Source organism: Streptomyces sp. NPDC002868 (genome assembly GCF_055563295.1).
On record NZ_JBVHDR010000002.1, the window covers coordinates 772300 to 791295 of the forward strand.

Sequence of the window (18996 nt, forward strand, 5' to 3'; positions counted from 1 at the left end):
GAGGGGAATACGGCCACGGAACCTCGGAAGCCTCAAGTGACCGCACTGTGATGATTGTGACTCTGCGCAACCGGAGCCAAAACGCCCACTAACGGATTTCCGGCGGGGGCTTGGGCGAGCCCCCGGCGAGCGCACGGCGGCTTTCGGGCGGTTCTTGGGCGGTTCTTGGGCGGGTCTCGGGCGGGTCTTGGGCGGGTCTTGGGCGGGTCTAACGGGTGGCGCGGTAAGCGGTCGTGGCTTCCCGGAAGACCTCCGTCACCTTGTCACGCTGGTCCTCGGGGCCGATCGCCTGGACGACGTGGTAGCTGCCGCCGACGATCAGGGCGAGGTTACGTACGTACACCTCGCGGCCGTTGCTGTCCTGCCAGGTGAACTGGCCCTCGGCCATGACCTGCTGCCCCACCTCGATACGGCGCAGCCCGCTCGCCCCGGCCCAGGAGGACTCCCGCCACGGCTGGAGCTCGCGCTCCTTGTCGCGCTGATAGGCCAGCGGGTCGTTGCCGTTCGCCTTCACGGTGTCGCGGCCGGGAACCACGATCAGTGTGAAGTCACCGTCGGTATAACGGACTTGGCCGATGTCGTTGATGGGGCGGCGCTGCCAGGTCTTGTCGACGGCTGTCTGGAAACCCTCGGGGTCCTTACGCAGCGTATAGCCGGACGGCAGGCTTCCGGCCGGCGCGGAGGTCTGGGGCTGCTGGGCTCCGGGGCTGGTGGTGGGGGTCGTGGTCGGGGTGTCCGGGGCCGTACGGTCCGGGCTCGGGCCGGCCGCCGACGGACGCCCGCCGCCCTTGTCCTGGGGCTGGTTCTGCTGCTGTGGCTCGGCCTTCGGCATGAACAGGACGGCGTACGCGATGGCGGCGACCAGAAGGAGCAGTATCAGCAGCAGGAAGGTGCGGCCGAGCGCACGCGGCCCGCGCCGCTCCCGGTTGCGGGCCTTCTTGTGGCGGTGGCGGCCGTGCACCACTTCGGCCGAGCCCGCGCGGCGTTTGCGCACGAGCTCGCCCCGGCGGCGTACGACCGGCAGCCGGGTGCCGTCCACCGGGCTCGACGGGACCGGCACGACGTCCATCCCGGCCTCGGGCTCGGGCGCGGACCGTACGAGCGAACGCAGCCAGCCGCGCAGCTCCTCGAAGTCCGGGCGCTCCGTGGGGTCCTGACGCAGCAGGGACTCGACTACCGGGCGCAGCGGCCCGCACTCCTCGGCGAACGCGGGCGGCTCCGCGCACACGAGCTGGACCAGCTCGACGGCGCTCTCCTCGGGGTAGGGGGCGTGGCCCTGCACCGCCCGGTAGAGGAGCGCGCCCAGAGCCCAGAGATCGGTGGCGGGGCCGACGGGGGCCGCCAACTGCCAGTTCTCGTGGACGGGTCCGGCCTGCTCGGGGGCCCATCGCTCGGTGACGGCTCCGACGACGGCGATACGCGCCTGCCGGGCACGCTCGGCGGCGAGCGGCGTTGCGGGGCCGCGGTAGGCGGGGGTGCTGCCGCTCGCGACGATCTCGTCCCACCGCCCGGTGGGCACGGGGGCCCCGGCCACGACGGGCTGCCTCTGGGCGTCGGCCCGCAGGGCTTCCCGTCCGGCACCGCCCTGGTCCCAGCTCGTGGTGTTGCTGGTGGCGGGGGTGGTGCCGGTGCGGGCGCTGGGGAGCGCGGGCCGGGAGGCGTACGGGTCTCCGGCGGGGCGGTCGCGGGCGGCGCGGGGCTTACCGTCCGGGCCCACCTGGCGAGCGCCGTAGGGCAGTTCAGGGGTGGGCCGATCACCGGCGGGCCCTCCACCGGCCGGGAGGGGGCGTGGGCCGTCGTGTCCCGGGAAGGGCCCGTCGTGCCAGGTCCCCGCCAGCCGTGCGCGGCCGGGGCCGCGCGGCCCGCCGCCCGGGTGCCAGCCGCCCTCGGTCTCGTCCTCGTCGTCGATCTCGTCGTCGTCGGTGTCGTCCACATTGAGGACCGGGCCCAACTCGCCCGGCCGACTGGCCCACCAGTCCGGGTCGAAGCCCTGCACCGGACGGTCCCCCATGTCGCCGGAGCCGTCGCCCTGGCGCTGGTCCTCGCTGACGCGGGCCGCGGCCCGGGCACCCGCGCGGTACGCCGCGATCGCGCCCGCCCTGGCGGCCCGGACGTCCGGCACGCCGGTCGTCGCTCCACCGGTTCCGGCGCCGGGCAGCGCGGCCGGTGCGGCCGGCGCGGCGGGCAGTACGGCTTCCCCCGACGGGTCGTCGTACTCCGGCGGCTCTTCCGAGTGCTCGTCCGTGTGCTCGTCCGGCGGGCCCGGCACCGGGGCGTACCCGCACAGCGCCTCCTCCGCCGCGCCCGACGCCAGCCCGGTCAGGACCACGCGCCCGTCGTCGCAGACGAGCACCGTACGGACGGTGATGTTCCGGTGGGTCCAGCCATGCGCGTGCAGCACACGCAGCGCGGTGAGCACGTCGGAGGCGACCTCCGCCGCCCGGTAGGGACTGAGCGGCTTCTCCGCGAGCAGCGCCGCCAGCGGCCGTGCCGCGACACGTTCGCTCACTATCCAGAGCGAACCGCCTTCCGCGAAGACGTCGAAGACCTGGTCCAGGCGCGGGTGGTCGGGGATCTGCGCGGCCGCCTGCGCGGCCTCGATGGCCCGCCGCACCGCCGGGTCCGTGGGCCTGCGCGTCGTACGCCCCTGGGTCCGCCGCGGTACCGCCGCCCCGGCCAGGCCGTCCGCTTCGACGACCTCCGCGTCCACCACCTCCGGCAACGGCACCTGCCGCACCAGGACTTCCTGCCCGCTATAAGTGTCGAACGCGCGGGTCTCGACCAGTTCGTACTCGTCGGAGGGCGGCAGCGGCAGGCGGTAGCGGTCGGCGAGCACCCTTCCCGCATAGTCGTCCACGACGCCTCCCCACGAGCGTGCTGTCCCCAGGCCGGTCCGTCCCGGAGGTGTCGCAGCCGTGCCGCAGCAAAGCGTCAATTCCGGTCATTTGACGGCCCCTTACGGCCTCATACGACCCCTTGCAGCTGCCTACCGTCCGCGAGCTCTCACGATACGTGGCCTTACTCAGTCCTTGGGCTTGAATGTGGCGAACGCCGTCTTGCGCAACGTCTCACACTCCGTGCTCTCCCACTCGCTCGCCTTGCACGTGATCATGATCGAGTAGCCGCGCCGGGCGTCCACCTTGAAGCCCCTGTTGAGGACCCGTACCCGCTGACCGCCCTGATTGCGCTCGAACTGCCAGTCCGCGACCGTCGGATAGCCGTTGTAGGCGACCTTCCCGATCCCCAGGTGCTTGTAGCCGTTACTGCTGGCACGGGTCGCGGCCACCGCGGCGCTCCAGGCGGCGGCCGCGTCGTCCTTGGGGCTGCCGTTGAAGTCGACCTGAACGCGCGGGAATCCGCCGTTCCGGCTGAAGATCCCGCCGGAGTTCTGGCCGGCGATGCCGGTCAGCCTGAAGCCCTTGGGCATCGCCATCGTGAAGTGGAACTGGTCGTTGGAGACCAGGGCATACCCGGCCGGCACTCCGTTCCCGCCCGCGGGCTTGTCCGCCTTGGGCGCGCCGGACGGCTTCCCGCCGCCCGGACTCCCGCCGCTCCCGCCGCCGTTGTCGCCATTCCCGGTGTCCTTGCCCTTGTCCGGGGTGGCGTCCGTGCCCTTGCCGTTCCCACTTCCGCCGTTCGCAGCGCCGGCCGAAGCGGTCTTGTCGTCCTTGGACTTGCCCTTGCTGCCCGAGTCGTCGCCACCCAGGGTCAGATAGAGCACCGTGGTCAGCACGGCGAGCGCGGCGACAACCGCGATGATCACCAGGGTGCGCCGGGGCACCACATCGGTGAGCGGCGCCCGCACCGGCACGGGTCGCGCGGCGGGCGTCTGCGACGCGGGCCGAGGCTTCGGTTCCGGCTTCGCAGCCGCCGCGGCATTCCGTACGGAGCGCAGCGCGGCCCGCACCCGGTCGGCGGCCGGATCCTTCGGCCTCGCCTGCGGTGGCACCGGCGGAATCGGCGGCAGCGGTATGGCGCGCGTCGCATCCGGCGCCGGCTCGGGCTCGACGGGCGGCTCCGGAACCTCGGGCGCGTAGAGCACGTTGGTGAGCAACGCCCGCGCGCCCGCGTCGTCCAGCCGCTGATCGGGGTCCTTGACGAGCAGGCCGTAGATGACCTCCTCCAGGGGCCCCGCGTTCTTCGGCGGGTCGAGCGGCTCGGTCATCACCGCGGTCAGCGTCGCGATGGCGGAGCCCTTGTCGTACGGCGGACTGCCCTCGACGCTCGCGTACAACAGCCCGCCCAGCGACCACAGGTCCGCGGCAGGACCGGGCTTGTGACCGCGGGCGCGCTCCGGCGAGATGTACGAAGGGGCACCGACGAGCATGCCGGTCGAGGTGATCGACGGGTCGCCCTCGACCTGCGCGATGCCGAAGTCCGTGAGCACGACGCGCCCGTCCTCGGCGATCAGCACGTTGGACGGCTTCACATCGCGGTGCAGGATGCCCTCGCGGTGCGCGGAGCGCAGCACGTCGAGGATCGCGAGCCCGACCTCGGCGGCCCGCCTCGGCGTCAGCGTCCCGTCCTCGCGCACGGCTTCGGCGAGCGACTTGCCCTCGACGAGTTCCATGACGATCCAGGGGCGGTCGTCCTCGTCGACGACGTCGTACACGGTGACCGCGCTGGTGTTGCGGATCCGGGCGATCGCCTTGGCCTCGCGCAGCGTACGCGTGATGAGCCGGCGCTTCTCATCCTCGTCGATGCTGTTGGGGAAGCGGAGCTCCTTCACCGCGACCGTACGGCCGAGGGTCTCGTCGACGGCCCGCCAGACGGTGCCCATGCCTCCGCGACCGAGCACGCCTCCGAGCCGGTACCGCCCTGCGAGCAGCCGCCCCTCGGCCTCCCGCCCGGAACTCCGCCCGGCCGCGCCCGCCTTGACGGCACTCTGCCCGGCCCCCCGCCCGGCGCCTGCCCCGGCCGCGGACGCGCCGCCCGGCGCTGAGCCACTGTCAGCGGCCTGCGCGGGCTCCCGCCCGGCACCGGAAGCATCGCCCCGCCCCGAACCGCTGTCAGCAGACCGGGCGGGCACCTCCTCGTCCCGCTTCCCGGAGCCGCTCTTCTCTGAGCCCTGTTCGGACTTCTGCTCACGCTCGTGCACGGCACCCGCGGCGGACGCCCTCGCGGACACCTGTCCCGCAGCCTCGCCCGACTTCTCGGCCCCGGCTCGGGCCGTAGCTCCGCCCTCGGACCGGACACCGGACCCGCGCTCGGGTTCGACTCCGGAACCGGCCTCGGAACCGGTCTCGGCATCGACAACCCCTTCGGCCCCGGCCCCCGAATCCGCGCCTCGCCCAGCACCGTCCGCGGACTGCTTACCGGCCCCGGCCCCCAACTCCCGCGACGTGGACTCCTTGGGCTCCTTGGGCTCCTCGGCCGTGTCCCGCTGGGGCTCCCGCGACTGCTCCGCCTCCGACATGCGTCCCCTCTGCGATCCCTGATCTTCGCCCGCGCCTGCCGCTTCCCGCGCGATGCGGTAACCCGCCCTGGCAGAGCCTCCATTGTCTCTTACTCCGGGACCGGCGTTTCTCCCGGGTCCGCCGTCCGCCAGACGGGCCCGGGAGGTTGGGACCACCCACAATGCCACTACACGGCGTAAAGCTCACCGCCTCGCTGGTCGCAGCCCTGCCCGGCCGCCACCGGGATCAGCACCAACGGACGGATAACCACCGGTTTCGGACCGGTCGCGGGGACCAGGACCAGCCCGGCGACCGGTTCGGACCGGCGCCAGGACCAGACCGGCGCAGGGGATCGGGATCGGGATCAGAGCGGCGCCCGGGATCAGAGCGGCACGATGTCCGGCGCCCCCAGCCGCGCCGCGTCCGCCGTCAGGTCGTCAGGCTGCCGTTGCGACTCGCGCTCCGCCTCCACCCTCTTCTCGTAGTGCTCCACCTCCTTCTCGATCTGCTCCTTCTCCCAGCCGAGCACCGGCGCCATCAACTCCGCACACTCCCGCGCACTGCGCGTCCCCCGGTCGAACGTCTCGATCGAGATCCGGGTCCGCCGCGTCAGTACGTCGTCGAGGTGTCGCGCCCCTTCGTGCGACGCCGCGTACACGATCTCGGCCCGCAGATAGTCCTCCGCACCCCCGAGCGGCTCGCCGAGCTTCGGGTCGTCGGCGATCAGCGCCAGCACCTCCTCGGCCAGCGAGCCGTACCGGTTCAACAGGTGCTCCACGCGCACCACATGAAGCCCCGTCCGTGCCGCGATCCTCGCCCGCGCGTTCCACAGCGCGCCGTACCCCTCGGCGCCGACCAGTGGCACGTTCTCCGTGACGCAGGCCGCGACTCGCTGGTCGAGCCCGTGCACCGCCTCGTCCACCGCGTCCTTCGCCATCATCCGGTACGTCGTGTACTTGCCGCCGGCCACGACCACGAGGCCCGGCACGGGATGCGCCACCGTGTGCTCGCGCGACAGTTTGCTGGTCGCGTCCGACTCCCCGGCGAGCAGCGGCCGCAGCCCCGCATACACCCCCTCGACGTCGTCCCGTGTCAGCGGGACGGCCAGCACGGAGTTGACGTGCTCAAGCAGATAGTCGATGTCCGCGCTGGACGCCGCCGGATGGGCCTTGTCGAGGTCCCAGTCGGTGTCGGTCGTCCCCACGATCCAGTGCCGTCCCCAGGGGATGACGAACAGCACCGACTTCTCGGTCCGCAGGATCAGCCCGGTTGTCGAGTGAATCCGGTCCTTGGGCACCACCAGGTGGATGCCCTTGGAGGCGCGCACATGGAACTGCCCGCGCTCCCCGATCAGCGCCTGGGTGTCGTCCGTCCACACCCCGGTCGCGTTGACAATCTGCTTGGCCCGGACTTCGTACTCCCCGCCGGCCTCCACGTCCTGAACCCGCGCGCCGACGACCCGCTCGCCCTCCCGCAGGAAGCCGATCACCCGGGCCCGGCTGGCGACCTGGGCGCCGTAGCTCGCGGCCGTCCGCACCAGCGTGGCCACATAGCGCGCGTCGTCCATCTGCGCGTCGTAGTACTGCAACGCTCCGACCAGCGAGTCCTTCTTCAGGCAGGGCGCGACCTGCAACGCGTGCCGCCGCGACAGATGCCGGTGGACGGGCAGTCCTCGCCCGTGCCCCGACGACACCGACATCGCGTCGTACAGTGCGACGCCCGATCCGGCGTAGAGCCGCTCCCAGCCCTTGTGCTGGAGCGGGTACAGAAACGGCACCGGTTTCACCAGATGCGGCGCCAGCCGCTCCAGCAGCAGCCCGCGCTCCTTCAGCGCTTCCCGTACGAGTGCGAAGTCCAGCATTTCCAGATAGCGCAGCCCGCCGTGGATGAGCTTGCTCGATCTGCTCGATGTGCCCGACGCCCAGTCACGGGCCTCGACCAGACCGGTGGAGAGCCCTCGCGTCACGGCGTCCAGCGCGGTCCCGGCTCCGACCACGCCCGCGCCCACCACCAGCACGTCCAGTTCACGCTCGGCCATCCCGGCGAGCGCCTCGGCACGCTTTTCGGGTCCCAGTGTCGCTGTCCTCACTGCTGCCTCCCGTCGCCCCCGTGTGTCCCCTGCGGTCGGGCTCACAACGTCGATTCTGTCCGCAGTCGCCGACTTCAGCCACCGCCTGTGGATAACACTCGGACAGCCACAGGCTCGCAATGCGGCATATCAGTCATATTTATGCCTAGTCTGACATTGCGCCTGCTCGTTCTGCCCACAGGGCTTGCGCTCTCTGCCCCCTCCGGTTAAGGGAAGGACGGCCTACGCCATGCCCGCAGATCTCGCCGTCATCGGACTCGGTCATCTCGGCCTGCCCCTCGCCCAGGCCGCCGTAACCGCCGGCATCGAGACCATCGGCTACGACACGGACCCCCGCCATCTCACGGAACCGGCGGCGGGGCGTACCCCCGCCGACATCCGCCGCATGCTCTCCGGAGGCTTCAGGACCGTCACCGACCCGGCCGAGCTGGGCCGCGTCCGCACCGCCGCCATCTGCGCCCCCACCCCCCTCGGCGCGGACGGCAACCTCGACCTCACGGCACTCGCCGAGGCCGCCCGCGCGCTCGCCGCGCGGCTGCGCCCGCACACCACCGTGCTGCTCGAATCCGCCGTCCAGCCCGGCACCACGGAAACCTTCCTCCGCCCGATCCTCGAAGAGGGCTCCGGGCTGCGGGCGGGCCGCGACTTCCATCTCGCGTACTCCCCCAGCCGCGTCGACCCGGGCAGCCGCACCCACGGCTACGCCAACACCCCCAAAGTCATCGGCGGTCTCACCCCTGCCTGCACCGAATCGGCCGCCGCCTTCTACGGCCGCCTCACCGACAAGGTGGTCCGCGCGCGCGGACCGCGCGAGGCCGAGACCGTCAAGGTCCTCGAGACGAACTTCCGCCACGTCAACATCGCCCTGGTCAACGAGATGGCGGTGCTCTGCCACGACCTGGGCGTCGACCTCTGGGACGTCATCCGCTGCGCCGAGACCAAGCCCTTCGGTTTCCAGGCCTTCCGCCCCGGCCCCGGCGTCGGCGGCCACGGCGTCCCCCTGGACCCCAACGGCCTCCCGCACACCGGACGCACCCCCGGCCACCCGCTGCGGATCGTCGGCCTCGCCCAGGAGATCAACACCCGGATGCCGCAGTACGTCATCCAGCGCTGCGCCACGCTCCTCAACGAACACGGCAAATCGGCCCGCGGCGCGCGCGTGCTGCTCCTCGGCATCACCTACAAGCCGGACCTCCCCGACCTGGAGAGCTCCCCCGCCACCGAGATCGCCCGCCGCCTGATGGACCTGGGCTCTGCCGTCAGCTACCACGACCCGTATGTCCCGGACTGGCGCGTGCGCGAACTGCCCGTCCCCCGTGCGGACTCCCTCTACGAGGCCGCCGCCAGCGCGGATCTGACGGTGCTGCTCCAGCACCACCGCACGTACGACCTCCAGGGACTGGCGGTCAAGGCCCAACTCCTGCTCGACACAAGGGGAGCCAGCCCGGCCGGTGCGGCACACCGCCTGTGATCGAGTACAACAGCCCGATAACTCGCTGCGGCACTGTCGGACCTGACTGCTAGTCTCCGGGATCTCCGCTCGCACGGTCGTGCGATGCACTCGTCCCTGGGGGAAATTCCACATGAGCCAGCCTGTCCCACCGCCGACCGGCAACCCGTTCGCCGGCGCCGACACCCAGTACGCCCCGGCACCGCCGCCGGCGCCCGTCCGTAACAACGTGGGGCTCGGCATCGTCGCGGCCATCGTCGCCGCACTGGTCGCCGCGGGCGCGTACGGCGGCATCGGCGGTGCCATCGAGCGCGAGATCGGCTACGCGGCCCTCGGTGTCGGCTTCCTGGTCGGCTTCGCCGCCGCCAAGGTCGGCGGTCGCAACCCTCTGCTGCCCATCGTCAGCGCGGTGCTCGCGCTGGGCGCCGTCTACCTGGGCCAGCTGGTCGCCATCGCGGTCATCTTCACAAAGCTGGGTGACCTCTCCTTCACGGAGTACTTCTTCGACAACTTCAGCGACCTGACCAAGGTGTGGAAAGAGGCGGCGGACGCCATGTCCTACGTCTTCCTCGCTGTCGGCGCGGCCGCCGCGTTCGCGGGCGCCAAGAAGGCCAACGGCTGATCCACGCGTGATCCAGGCATACGAAGGGGCCCCGCACCACCCGGTGCGGGGCCCCTTCGTACGCAGCGGCGTCAGCGGCGGTGCTGCGAGTCCGCCACCGTCACCTCGACCCGCTGGAACTCCTTGAGCTCGCTGTAGCCCGTCGTAGCCATGGCCCGGCGCAGCGCGCCGAAGAAGTTCATCGACCCGTCAGGGCTGTGCGAGGGACCGGTGAGGACCTCCTCGGTCGTGCCCACGATGCCCAGGTCCACCAGCTTGCCGCGCGGCACGTCCTCGTGGACCGCCTCCATGCCCCAGTGGTGACCGCGCCCCGGCGCGTCCGTCGCGCGGGCCAGCGGGGAGCCGATCATCACCGCGTCCGCGCCGCACGCGATCGCCTTCGGCAGGTCGCCCGACCAGCCCACACCGCCGTCCGCGATGACGTGAACGTACCGGCCGCCGGACTCGTCCATGTAGTCGCGGCGGGCCGCGGCCACATCCGCGACAGCCGTCGCCATCGGGACCTGGATGCCCAGGACGTTGCGCGTGGTGTGCGCGGCCCCGCCGCCGAAGCCGACCAGCACGCCCGCCGCGCCCGTACGCATCAGGTGCAGCGCGGCCGTGTAGGTGGCGCAGCCGCCCACGATGACCGGCACATCGAGTTCGTAGATGAACTGCTTCAGGTTCAGCGGCTCCGCGGCGCCCGAGACGTGCTCGGCCGAGACGGTGGTGCCGCGGATGACGAAAATGTCGACACCCGCGTCCACGACGGCCTTCGAGAACTGCGCGGTGCGCTGCGGTGAGAGCGCGGCGGCGGTCACCACACCCGAGTCGCGCACCTCCTTGATCCGCTGCCCGATCAGGTCCTCCTTGATCGGAGCCGCGTAGATCTCCTGCAGACGACGGGTCGCGGCGGCCTCGTCGAGACCTGCGATCTCCTCGAGCAGCGGCTGCGGGTCCTCGTACCGGGTCCACAGACCCTCGAGGTTCAGCACGCCCAGACCGCCCATCTCACCGATGCGGATCGCGGTCTGCGGGGAGACCACCGAGTCCATCGGAGCGGCCAGGAAGGGCAGCTCGAAGCGATAGGCGTCGATCTGCCAGGCGATCGAGACCTCCTTCGGGTCCCGGGTGCGTCGGCTCGGTACGACGGCGATGTCATCGAACGCGTACGCCCGGCGGCCGCGCTTTCCGCGCCCGATCTCGATCTCAGTCACGATGTGTGGCCTTTCCCTCTACGTCTGCCGTTCCAGTATCCCCGACACACACGTCAGGGGCGGCCCCGGGAACCGGGACCGCCCCTGACCACGCGTGGACTACTTCCTGCTGTAGTTCGGCGCTTCGACCGTCATCTGGATGTCGTGCGGGTGGCTCTCCTTGAGCCCCGCCGACGTGATCCGTACAAACCGGCCGCGGTCCTGCAGCTCAGGCACCGTCCGGCCGCCGACGTAGAACATCGACTGCCGCAGACCGCCGGTCAGTTGGTGCACCACCGCGGAGAGCGGGCCGCGGTAGGGCACCTGGCCCTCGATGCCCTCGGGCACCAGCTTCTCGTCGGAGGCGACACCCTCCTGGAAGTAGCGGTCCTTGGAGAAGGAGCGCTGCTCGCCGCGGGACTGCATCGCGCCGAGTGAACCCATGCCGCGGTACGACTTGAACTGCTTGCCGTTGATGAAGAGCAGCTCGCCCGGCGACTCCTCGCAGCCCGCGAGCAGCGAGCCGAGCATCACCGTGTCCGCGCCCGCGACCAGCGCCTTCGCGATGTCGCCGGAGTACTGCAGACCGCCGTCGCCGATCACCGGGACGCCGGCCTCCTTGGCGGCGAGCGAGGCCTCGTAGATCGCCGTGACCTGCGGTACGCCGATGCCGGCGACCACGCGGGTCGTACAGATGGAGCCCGGTCCGACGCCGACCTTGATGCCGTCGACGCCGGCCTCGATCAGCGCCTGCGCGCCGTCGCGCGTGGCGATGTTGCCGCCGATCACGTCGACGCCCGAGGCGTTCGACTTGATCTTGGCGACCATGTCGCCGACCAGCCGGGAGTGGCCGTGCGCGGTGTCGACGACGATGAAGTCGACACCCGCCTCGATCAGCGCCTGGGCCCGCTCGAAGGCGTCGCCCGCGACACCGACGGCCGCGCCGACGAGCAGCCGGCCTTCATTGTCCTTGGCGGCCATCGGGTACTTCTCGGCCTTGACGAAGTCCTTGACCGTGATCAGGCCCTTGAGCACACCGGCCTCGTCGACCAGCGGAAGCTTCTCGATCTTGTGCCGGCGCAGCAGCTCCATGGCGTCCACACCGGAGATCCCGACCTTGCCGGTGACCAGCGGCATCGGGGTCATGACCTCGCGCACCTGGCGGCTGCGGTCCGACTCGAAGGCCATGTCGCGGTTGGTGACGATGCCGAGCAGCTTGCCCCCGCGGTCGGTCACCGGGACACCGCTGATGCGGAACTTCGCACACAGCTGGTCGGCATCGGCGAGCGTCGCGTCCGGGTTCACCGTGATCGGGTCGGTGACCATGCCGGACTCGGAGCGCTTGACCAGATCGACCTGGTTGGCCTGGCCGGCGATGGAGAGATTGCGGTGCAGCACACCAGCGCCACCCTGCCGGGCCATGGCGATCGCCATCCGGGCCTCGGTCACCTTGTCCATGGCGGCGGACAGCAGCGGGATGTTCACCCGTACGTTCTTCGAGATGTACGAGGCGGTGTCGATCTGGTCGGGCGCCATGTCCGACGAGCCCGGCAGCAGCAGCACATCGTCGTAGGTCAGCCCGAGTGTCGCGAATTTATCGGGCACTCCGTCGACGTTGGTCATGACACCTTCCCCAAATGGCCTTGATCGGTGCGGATGTCCATGCTAACGGGCTTCACACCCGTCTCATTCCACGATCAAGATCACTGGGCAGCTTTGTGTGTTCGTACGTACGCGGCGCGCCGCCCGAATCACTGCTCGGCAAGCGCCCGCAGACGGCTGAGCGCCCGGTGCTGCGCGACCCGTACCGCCCCGGGGGACATGCCCAGCATCTGCCCGGTTTCCTCGGCGGTCAGCCCCACCGCGACCCGCAGCACCAGCAGCTCGCGCTGGTTCTCCGGGAGGTTGGCGAGGAGCTTCTTGGCCCACTCGGCATCCGAGCTGAGCAGCGCGCGCTCCTCGGGACCGAGGGAGTCGTCAGGGCGCTCCGGCATCTCGTCGGACGGCACGGCGGTCGATCCCGGGTGCCGCATGGCGGCCCGCTGCAGATCGGCGACCTTGTGCGACGCGATGGCGAAGACGAAGGCCTCGAAAGGCCTGCCGGTGTCCTTGTACCGAGGCAGCGCCATCAGCACGGCGACACAGACCTCCTGCGCGAGGTCCTCCACGAAGTGGCGCGCGTCGCCCGGCAGCCGGCTGAGCCGAGTGCGGCAGTAGCGCAGCGCGAGCGGATGGACATGCGCGAGGAGATCGTGCGTAGCCTGCTCGTCGCCATCGACGGCAAGATGAACGAGCGCGCCGATGGCCCCTTGGGCATTCGCAGCCTCGTCCTCGCGCATCGGTCCATGGTGCCTTGACGGCTGAGATTCCGTGGCACCGCGTCCAATGTTGTGCACCGAAGCGTTATGAGTAGGTGCGCCGGAACTCATCTCCTGCGCCCTCCCCTTCCGCTCGACCGACTCGTCCCCGAGGTCCTCCACCCCTCAAGGATGCGGCATCGCGAGGGAAACGGTTGCCCACTGGCTTCCGTCACCCCGCCCACCCGACGGCGGGCGGGGTTCGTCGTACCCCCGCGGCAATGCACTCGCGGGACCTATCGGACCAGGCCCCAGCGGAATCCGAGCGCCACGGCGTGCGCCCGGTCCGAGGCGCCCAATTTCTTGAAAAGCCGCCTGGCGTGCGTCTTCACCGTGTCCTCGGAGAGGAAGAGCTCACGGCCGATCTCGGCGTTCGACCGTCCGTGGCTCATACCTTCGAGCACCTGGATCTCACGCGCGGTGAGCGTGGGCGCCGCACCCATTTCGGCTGAACGCAGCCGCCGCGGGGCGAGCCGCCAGGTCGGATCGGCGAGCGCCTGGGTGACGGTCGCGCGCAGTTCGGCGCGCGAGGCGTCCTTGTGCAGATAGCCGCGGGCGCCGGCGGCGACCGCCAGCGCGACGCCGTCCAGATCCTCGGCGACGGTGAGCATGATGATCCGGGCGCCGGGGTCCGCGGACAGCAGTCGGCGGACCGTCTCGACGCCGCCCAGACCGGGCATGCGTACGTCCATCAGAATCAGGTCCGAGCGGTCGGCGCCCCAGCGGCGGAGGACTTCCTCGCCGTTGGCCGCGGTCGTCACGCGCTCGACGCCGGGCACGGTCGCAACCGCCCGGCGGAGCGCCTCTCGGGCAAGCGGGGAGTCGTCGCAGACGAGGACGGATGTCATGGCCGCCCTCCGCAGCTGATGCGCGTCACCTTGAGCCTCCAGGCTGGGTACGTTTCGTCACCTGTGCGGTTGAACGCTGTCGGACATGTGCCCGAGCGCTTCTTCTTTCAACCGCTTCCGCACTCTCAACGACGGTCACTCGAAAGAGTTACGGGTCGGACAGCCGCCTTCAGCACTCTATGTGAGGGGCCGTGCGCGGAGGAGAGCACTGCAGGTCACGAGTCCTTCACCCGGAAGCTATGCCCCATTTAGCGCCTTTTCTTCCCTTTTTGTGGCGTATGTGGCTAGATTCGCAATGAGTCATATTTACATCTACTAACACAGTAGATGTACGGTCGGTGAGGCACGTGCGGGTGCCGGATCGGCTCGTACCCCGCTCGTGTTCGACCTGACCTGTATCCACTCAGCACGGTTTCAAGGGGACATGCGCTATGGCAGATTTCTCCCGCCTTCCCGGACCCAACGCCGATTTGTGGGACTGGCAGCTCCTCGCAGCCTGCCGTGGGGTGGACAGCTCTCTCTTCTTCCACCCCGAGGGCGAGCGGGGCGCAGCACGAAGTGCGCGTGAGAACTCGGCGAAAGAGGTCTGTATGAGGTGCCCGGTCCGCGCGGAGTGCGCGGCGCATGCGCTGGCGGTGCGGGAGCCGTACGGCGTGTGGGGCGGACTGACGGAGGACGAGCGCGAGGAGCTGATGGGGCGCGCGCGGCACCGACTGATTCCGGCGTCCAGCGCGGGGGGCCCGGCGCGGAGCTGACACGCGAGGTTCGAAAGGTTTCGAAGAAACGTTCCTGCACCATCCCCGCCCGTCTCGGACGGGGATGGTGCGGTTTCCTAGCGGCGCGCGGCCAGTGTCAGCTGGTCGAGCGTGGCCGCGACCGCGGGGACCTGGGCCAGGTCCGGGAGCGTGAGCGCCACAATCTCGCGGTGCACGGACGGCTCGACGGTCACGGTGCGCGCACCCTTGGGCCGCACCGACTCCATCGCGAGCTCAGGCAGCACCGCCACGCCAAGACCCGCTCCCACCAGGCCGATCACGGCCGGATAGTCGTCGGTGGCGAAGTCGATGCGGGGCGTGAACCCGGCTTCTTCGCAGACCTCGACCAGCTGGCGTCGGCAGCGGGGGCAGCCCGCGATCCAGGGCTCGTCGGCCAGATCGCCGATGGTCACCGTGCCCGAATCGGCGAGCCGGTGACCCTCGGGGACCAGCCCGACGAGGCGGTCGGTGAGCAAGGGGCGGACGATCAGGTCGCCCCACTCCGCGGCCGTCGCGCCGTACCGAAAGGCCAGCGCCACATCGCAGTCGCCCTCGCGCAGCATCTCCACCGAGCGCGGCGGCTCGGCATCGACGAGGGAGACCCGGGTGCCCGGATGCGCCGCGCGCAGGGCAGCGAGAGCAGTCGGCACGAGCGTGGAGCTGCCGCTGGGGAACGACACGAGCCGGACCCGGCCGGCCCGCAGACCGGCGATGGCGGCGATCTCCTCCTCGGCCGCGGTCAGCCCGGCGAGGATGCCCGACGCGTGGCGTACAAGTGCTTCGCCCGCCTGGGTCAGGCGCATTCCGCGGCCCGTACGGATCAGCAGCGGGGTGCCCGCGGTGGTCTCCAGTGCCTTCATCTGCTGGCTGACGGCGGGCTGGGTACAGCCCAGCCTGCGCGCGGCGGCGGAGAACGAGCCAGTGGCGGCCACGGCGCGCAGAACTCGGAGATGACGGGCTTCGATCACACTCCGAATATAAGGGACCCTTGGGGGGAACCATAATTATTGGGTGGTTCCTTTGAGAACGGGGGGTTAGCGTGCTGTCCATGAAGCTTCTGACCGTGAATGTGGGCCGGCCCAAGACCGTCGAGTACGCCGACGCACCAGGCGGCGCGACCGGCATCGACAAAAGGCCGGCCGACGGGGCCGTACGGGTGATGGACCCCGGCCCCAAAGGCGAAGGTGCCAGCGGGGTGGCCGGGGACGCGGTCTGCAATCTGCGCCACCACGGCGGCACCGACCAGGCGGTGTACGCATTCGCCCGCGAGGATCTCGACTTCTGGGAGCGGGAGTTGGGCCGGCACCTCGCCAATGGCGCGTTCGGGGAGAACCTCACGACGAGCGGGCTCGATGTGAGCGGGGCGAGGATCGGCGAGCGCTGGCGGATCGGCGGCGAGCTGGTGCTGGAGGTGACGAGCGGCCGCGTTCCGTGTCGTACGTTCGCGAGCTGGCTGGGCGAGAAAGGGTGGGTCAAGCGCTTTACGCAGCAGGGCGCGCCCGGCGCGTATCTGCGCGTTATCGAGCCCGGCGAGATCCGCGCGGGCGACGCGATCGAGATCGTGCACCGGCCGGACCATGAGGTGACGGTCGATCTGTCGTTCCGGGCGGACACCACCGAGCGGACGCTGCTGCCTCAGGTGCTCGCGGCGGGCGACGCGCTCCACCCCGAGCAGCTCAAGGACGCCCGGGAGTACGTGGCGAAGTACGGCGCGTAGGGAAAATCCCTTAGAGGGGAAATCCCTTAGACAGTAAGGGATTTGGTTCGGGGACGGCTGGGGCCGTCCCCGATGTCGCAACGAGCGGCCCACAGGACGCTCGTTGTATGTCTCGGCTGAAGCGCGTCCTCATCATTCTCACGACGGTCGTCGTCGTCATAGGCCTCGCACTCGGTGGCGGTGCTCTCTACGTCTACTCGAACGCCAAGGTGTCCACGGCCGGGACGACGGAGTTCAGCAACGAGCTGGCTGTACCGCCGCTCGCGAAGTCGACGGTGAAGCGCGACGGGACCCGGCTCTTCGAACTGACCATGCAGGCCGGCCAGAAGGAGTTCCGAGCCGGGAAGCCCACACCCACCTGGTACTTCCGCGGGTCCGGGGGTCGTCCCCAGGGGGATGCGGCTGGTGGTGACTTTCTCGGGCCGACGCTGCGCGCGAAGCGCGGCGAGAAGGTGGAGGTGAAGATCAAGAACGCGCTGGGCGAGGAATCCACCGTGCACTGGCACGGCATGCATCTGCCCGCGAAAATGGACGGCGGTCCGCACCAGATGGTCGCCCCCGGGGCAACCTGGACCCCGCGCTGGACCGTGAATCAGCCGGCCTCGACCCTCTGGTACCACCCGCATCCGCACGGCAAGACGGAGAAGCATGTGCAGCGGGGGCTGGCCGGGATGTTCTTCCTCGACGACGAGAAGTCCGCGCGGCTGGCGCTGCCCAAGAAGTACGGCGTCGACGATCTGCCGGTCATCGTCCAGGACGTCCGCTTCAACGGGGCGAAGTTCGACCACGGGCACAAGATCCTGCGGGACACCGGGTTCCTCGGGGACCGGACGATGGTCAACGGCACCCTCGGCCCGTACAAAGTCGTCGGCGACGAGCTCGTACGGCTGCGGCTGCTCAACGCCTCGACCGCGCGCATCTTCGACTTCGGATTCTCCGACGACCGTGAGTTCGCGCTGATCGGGACGGACGGCGGGCTGCTGGAGAAGCAGGCCCGGATGGACCGCATCCAGCTGTCGCCCGCTGAGCGGGCCGAGATCGTGGTGCGGATGAAGCCGGGCGAGAAGACCGTGCTGCGCAGCTTCCCGCACGACAGTTACGGAGGCGGCTGGCAGGGGCGGCTCGCCGGTGGCGACGACAGCTTCGACGTACTGGAGTTGCGCGCGGCCCATGCGCTGCGGCCCTCGCCAGACATCCCCGGGGAGCTGGGCAAGCTGGAGGTCCCCGACGGGTCGGACTCGGTGCGCGGGCGGTTCTTCGGTCTTGTGACCAGCGGCATCAACGGCAAGGGCATGAAGATGGACCGGATCGACGAGACGGTCACCCGGGGCACCGCCGAAACCTGGACCGTACGCAATGATCACGGCACCCCGCACAACTTCCATGTGCACGATGTGCAGTTCCGGGTGCTGGAGGTGGACGGCAAGCAGCCGCCGCCGGAGCTGCGCGGCGCGAAGGACACGGTTTTCGTGCCGCCGCACAAAACGGTCAAGCTCGCGATGCGCTTCGACGGGCCCGCGGACCCGGACACTCCGTATATGTACCACTGCCATCTGCTGTACCACGAGGACCTGGGGATGATGGGTCAGTTCGTGGTCGTCGAGAAGGGACAGCGTGCGGGCACGGTGCGTGCACCGCACTCACACACGGGGCACTAACGTGCCGCCTATGACGACTGCACTGATTACGGGAGCGACCGCGGGGATCGGCGCCGCGTTCGCGCGGCGGCTCGCCGCCGAGGGACACAACCTGGTGCTGGTGGCCCGCGACACCAAGCGGCTGCAGGAGCAGGCCACCGAGCTGCACGACCGGCACGGCATCGAGGCGGAAGTGCTGACCGCCGATCTGTCGCAGGACGACGGGATCGAGGCGGTCGAGAAGCGGCTGTCCGACCCGAAGAGCCCGGTGGATCTGCTGGTCAACAACGCCGGGTTCGGGAACAAGGGGCGCTACCTCGACGTGTCCATGGCCGACGAGCTGACGATGCTGAAGGTGCACTGCGAGGCGGTGCTCCGGCTCACCTCGGCGGCCGCTGAGTCGATGCGCGAACGCGGGCGGGGTGGGGTGGTGAATGTGGCGTCGGTGGCAGCGTTCGTACCGCGCGGGACGTACGGCGCTTCGAAGGCGTGGGTCGTGCAGTTCACACAGGGAGCGGCCCGCGATCTGGCGGGGTCGGGGGTGCGGCTGATGGCGCTGTGCCCCGGTTTCGTACGCACGGAGTTCCACCAGCGGGCCGGGATGGGGACGGACAACATCCCGGGGTGGATGTGGCTGGACGCGGACAAGCTGGTGTCGGCGGCGCTGGCGGACCTGGCCCGTGGGAAGTCGCTGTCGATCCCGGACCCGCGGTACAAGGCGCTGATGGGTGTGGTGAAGCTGGCGCCGCGCAGGCTGCTCGGCGGGATGACGTCCAGGACAGGCCGGAAGTACGGTCCGCAGTAAGGGCACGGGCCTGACCGCCGGCAGCGTCAAGTGACCTCAAGCGACATATGAGGAGCTCGAGTTCCACCATGGACCGCGCCACTGACAGTCGCCCGGCGGACGGCCCCGGCGAGCGCCCCGCCCAGCCGGGCGCCGAGCGCCCCGC

Annotated in this window: 14 protein-coding genes; 6 read left to right on the plus strand and 8 right to left on the minus strand. The window is 70.4% G+C overall.

Annotated elements, in window-relative coordinates:
- Nucleotides 1-208: 208 nt before the first annotated feature.
- From ACZ3H8_RS09425 to ACZ3H8_RS09435, 3 genes are all read right to left on the minus strand, one after another.
- Nucleotides 209-2857 (minus strand): protein kinase, encoded by a 2649-nt coding sequence (locus tag ACZ3H8_RS09425; RefSeq protein WP_467399433.1) that lies wholly within the window; start codon nt 2855-2857, stop codon nt 209-211.
- A gap of 165 nt (nt 2858-3022) precedes the next feature.
- Nucleotides 3023-5416: a serine/threonine-protein kinase gene (locus tag ACZ3H8_RS09430; protein ID WP_467399436.1), complete on the minus strand. Its 2394-nt coding sequence runs from the start codon at nt 5414-5416 to the stop codon at nt 3023-3025.
- Between the two features lie 362 nt (nt 5417-5778).
- Complete coding sequence (locus ACZ3H8_RS09435) at nt 5779-7485, minus strand: glycerol-3-phosphate dehydrogenase/oxidase (protein WP_467399438.1); 1707 nt, start codon at nt 7483-7485, stop codon at nt 5779-5781.
- 229 nt (nt 7486-7714) lie between these two features.
- Between ACZ3H8_RS09435 and ACZ3H8_RS09440 the strand changes: the two genes are divergently transcribed.
- Together ACZ3H8_RS09440 and ACZ3H8_RS09445 are read left to right on the plus strand one after the other, a co-directional pair.
- Entirely contained in the window at nt 7715-8956 is a 1242-nt protein-coding gene (locus ACZ3H8_RS09440; RefSeq protein ID WP_467399441.1) for a nucleotide sugar dehydrogenase, read from the plus strand.
- Between the two features lie 112 nt (nt 8957-9068).
- Nucleotides 9069-9557 carry a hypothetical protein gene (locus tag ACZ3H8_RS09445; protein ID WP_467399443.1) on the plus strand — a complete coding sequence of 163 codons (489 nt, stop codon included), beginning with the start codon at nt 9069-9071 and terminating at the stop codon, nt 9555-9557.
- A 71-nt stretch (nt 9558-9628) separates the two neighbouring features.
- Here ACZ3H8_RS09445 and ACZ3H8_RS09450 read toward each other — a convergent pair whose 3' ends face one another.
- From ACZ3H8_RS09450 to ACZ3H8_RS09465, 4 genes are all read right to left on the minus strand, one after another.
- Nucleotides 9629-10753, minus strand: a complete 1125-nt coding sequence (locus ACZ3H8_RS09450) for a GuaB3 family IMP dehydrogenase-related protein (protein ID WP_398991253.1) — start codon at nt 10751-10753, stop codon at nt 9629-9631.
- A gap of 99 nt (nt 10754-10852) precedes the next feature.
- Complete coding sequence (gene guaB, locus ACZ3H8_RS09455; protein WP_467399446.1) at nt 10853-12355, minus strand: IMP dehydrogenase; 1503 nt, start codon at nt 12353-12355, stop codon at nt 10853-10855.
- Nucleotides 12356-12483: 128 nt separating this feature from the next.
- Nucleotides 12484-13071 carry a sigma-70 family RNA polymerase sigma factor gene (locus tag ACZ3H8_RS09460; RefSeq protein WP_307661637.1) on the minus strand — a complete coding sequence of 196 codons (588 nt, stop codon included), beginning with the start codon at nt 13069-13071 and terminating at the stop codon, nt 12484-12486.
- Nucleotides 13072-13325: 254 nt separating this feature from the next.
- Complete coding sequence (locus ACZ3H8_RS09465) at nt 13326-13937, minus strand: response regulator transcription factor (protein WP_003948568.1); 612 nt, start codon at nt 13935-13937, stop codon at nt 13326-13328.
- Between the two features lie 431 nt (nt 13938-14368).
- Here ACZ3H8_RS09465 and ACZ3H8_RS09470 point away from each other — a divergent pair, with 431 nt between their 5' ends.
- Entirely contained in the window at nt 14369-14692 is a 324-nt protein-coding gene (locus ACZ3H8_RS09470) for a WhiB family transcriptional regulator (protein ID WP_307661638.1), read from the plus strand.
- A 77-nt stretch (nt 14693-14769) separates the two neighbouring features.
- On the opposite strand, the gene ACZ3H8_RS09475 is transcribed toward ACZ3H8_RS09470, so the two are convergent.
- Nucleotides 14770-15660, minus strand: a complete 891-nt coding sequence (locus ACZ3H8_RS09475) for a LysR family transcriptional regulator (protein ID WP_467399450.1) — start codon at nt 15658-15660, stop codon at nt 14770-14772.
- A gap of 80 nt (nt 15661-15740) precedes the next feature.
- Here ACZ3H8_RS09475 and ACZ3H8_RS09480 point away from each other — a divergent pair, with 80 nt between their 5' ends.
- From ACZ3H8_RS09480 to ACZ3H8_RS09490, 3 genes are all read left to right on the plus strand, one after another.
- Complete coding sequence (locus tag ACZ3H8_RS09480; RefSeq protein WP_467399454.1) at nt 15741-16409, plus strand: MOSC domain-containing protein; 669 nt, start codon at nt 15741-15743, stop codon at nt 16407-16409.
- 107 nt (nt 16410-16516) lie between these two features.
- Nucleotides 16517-18067: a multicopper oxidase family protein gene (locus ACZ3H8_RS09485; RefSeq protein ID WP_467399456.1), complete on the plus strand. Its 1551-nt coding sequence runs from the start codon at nt 16517-16519 to the stop codon at nt 18065-18067.
- A gap of 10 nt (nt 18068-18077) precedes the next feature.
- The gene (locus ACZ3H8_RS09490) at nt 18078-18851 is read left to right on the plus strand and encodes an SDR family NAD(P)-dependent oxidoreductase (RefSeq protein ID WP_467399459.1); all 774 of its coding nucleotides are present in this window, start codon (nt 18078-18080) and stop codon (nt 18849-18851) included.
- The last annotated feature ends 145 nt before the right edge of the window (nt 18852-18996 follow it).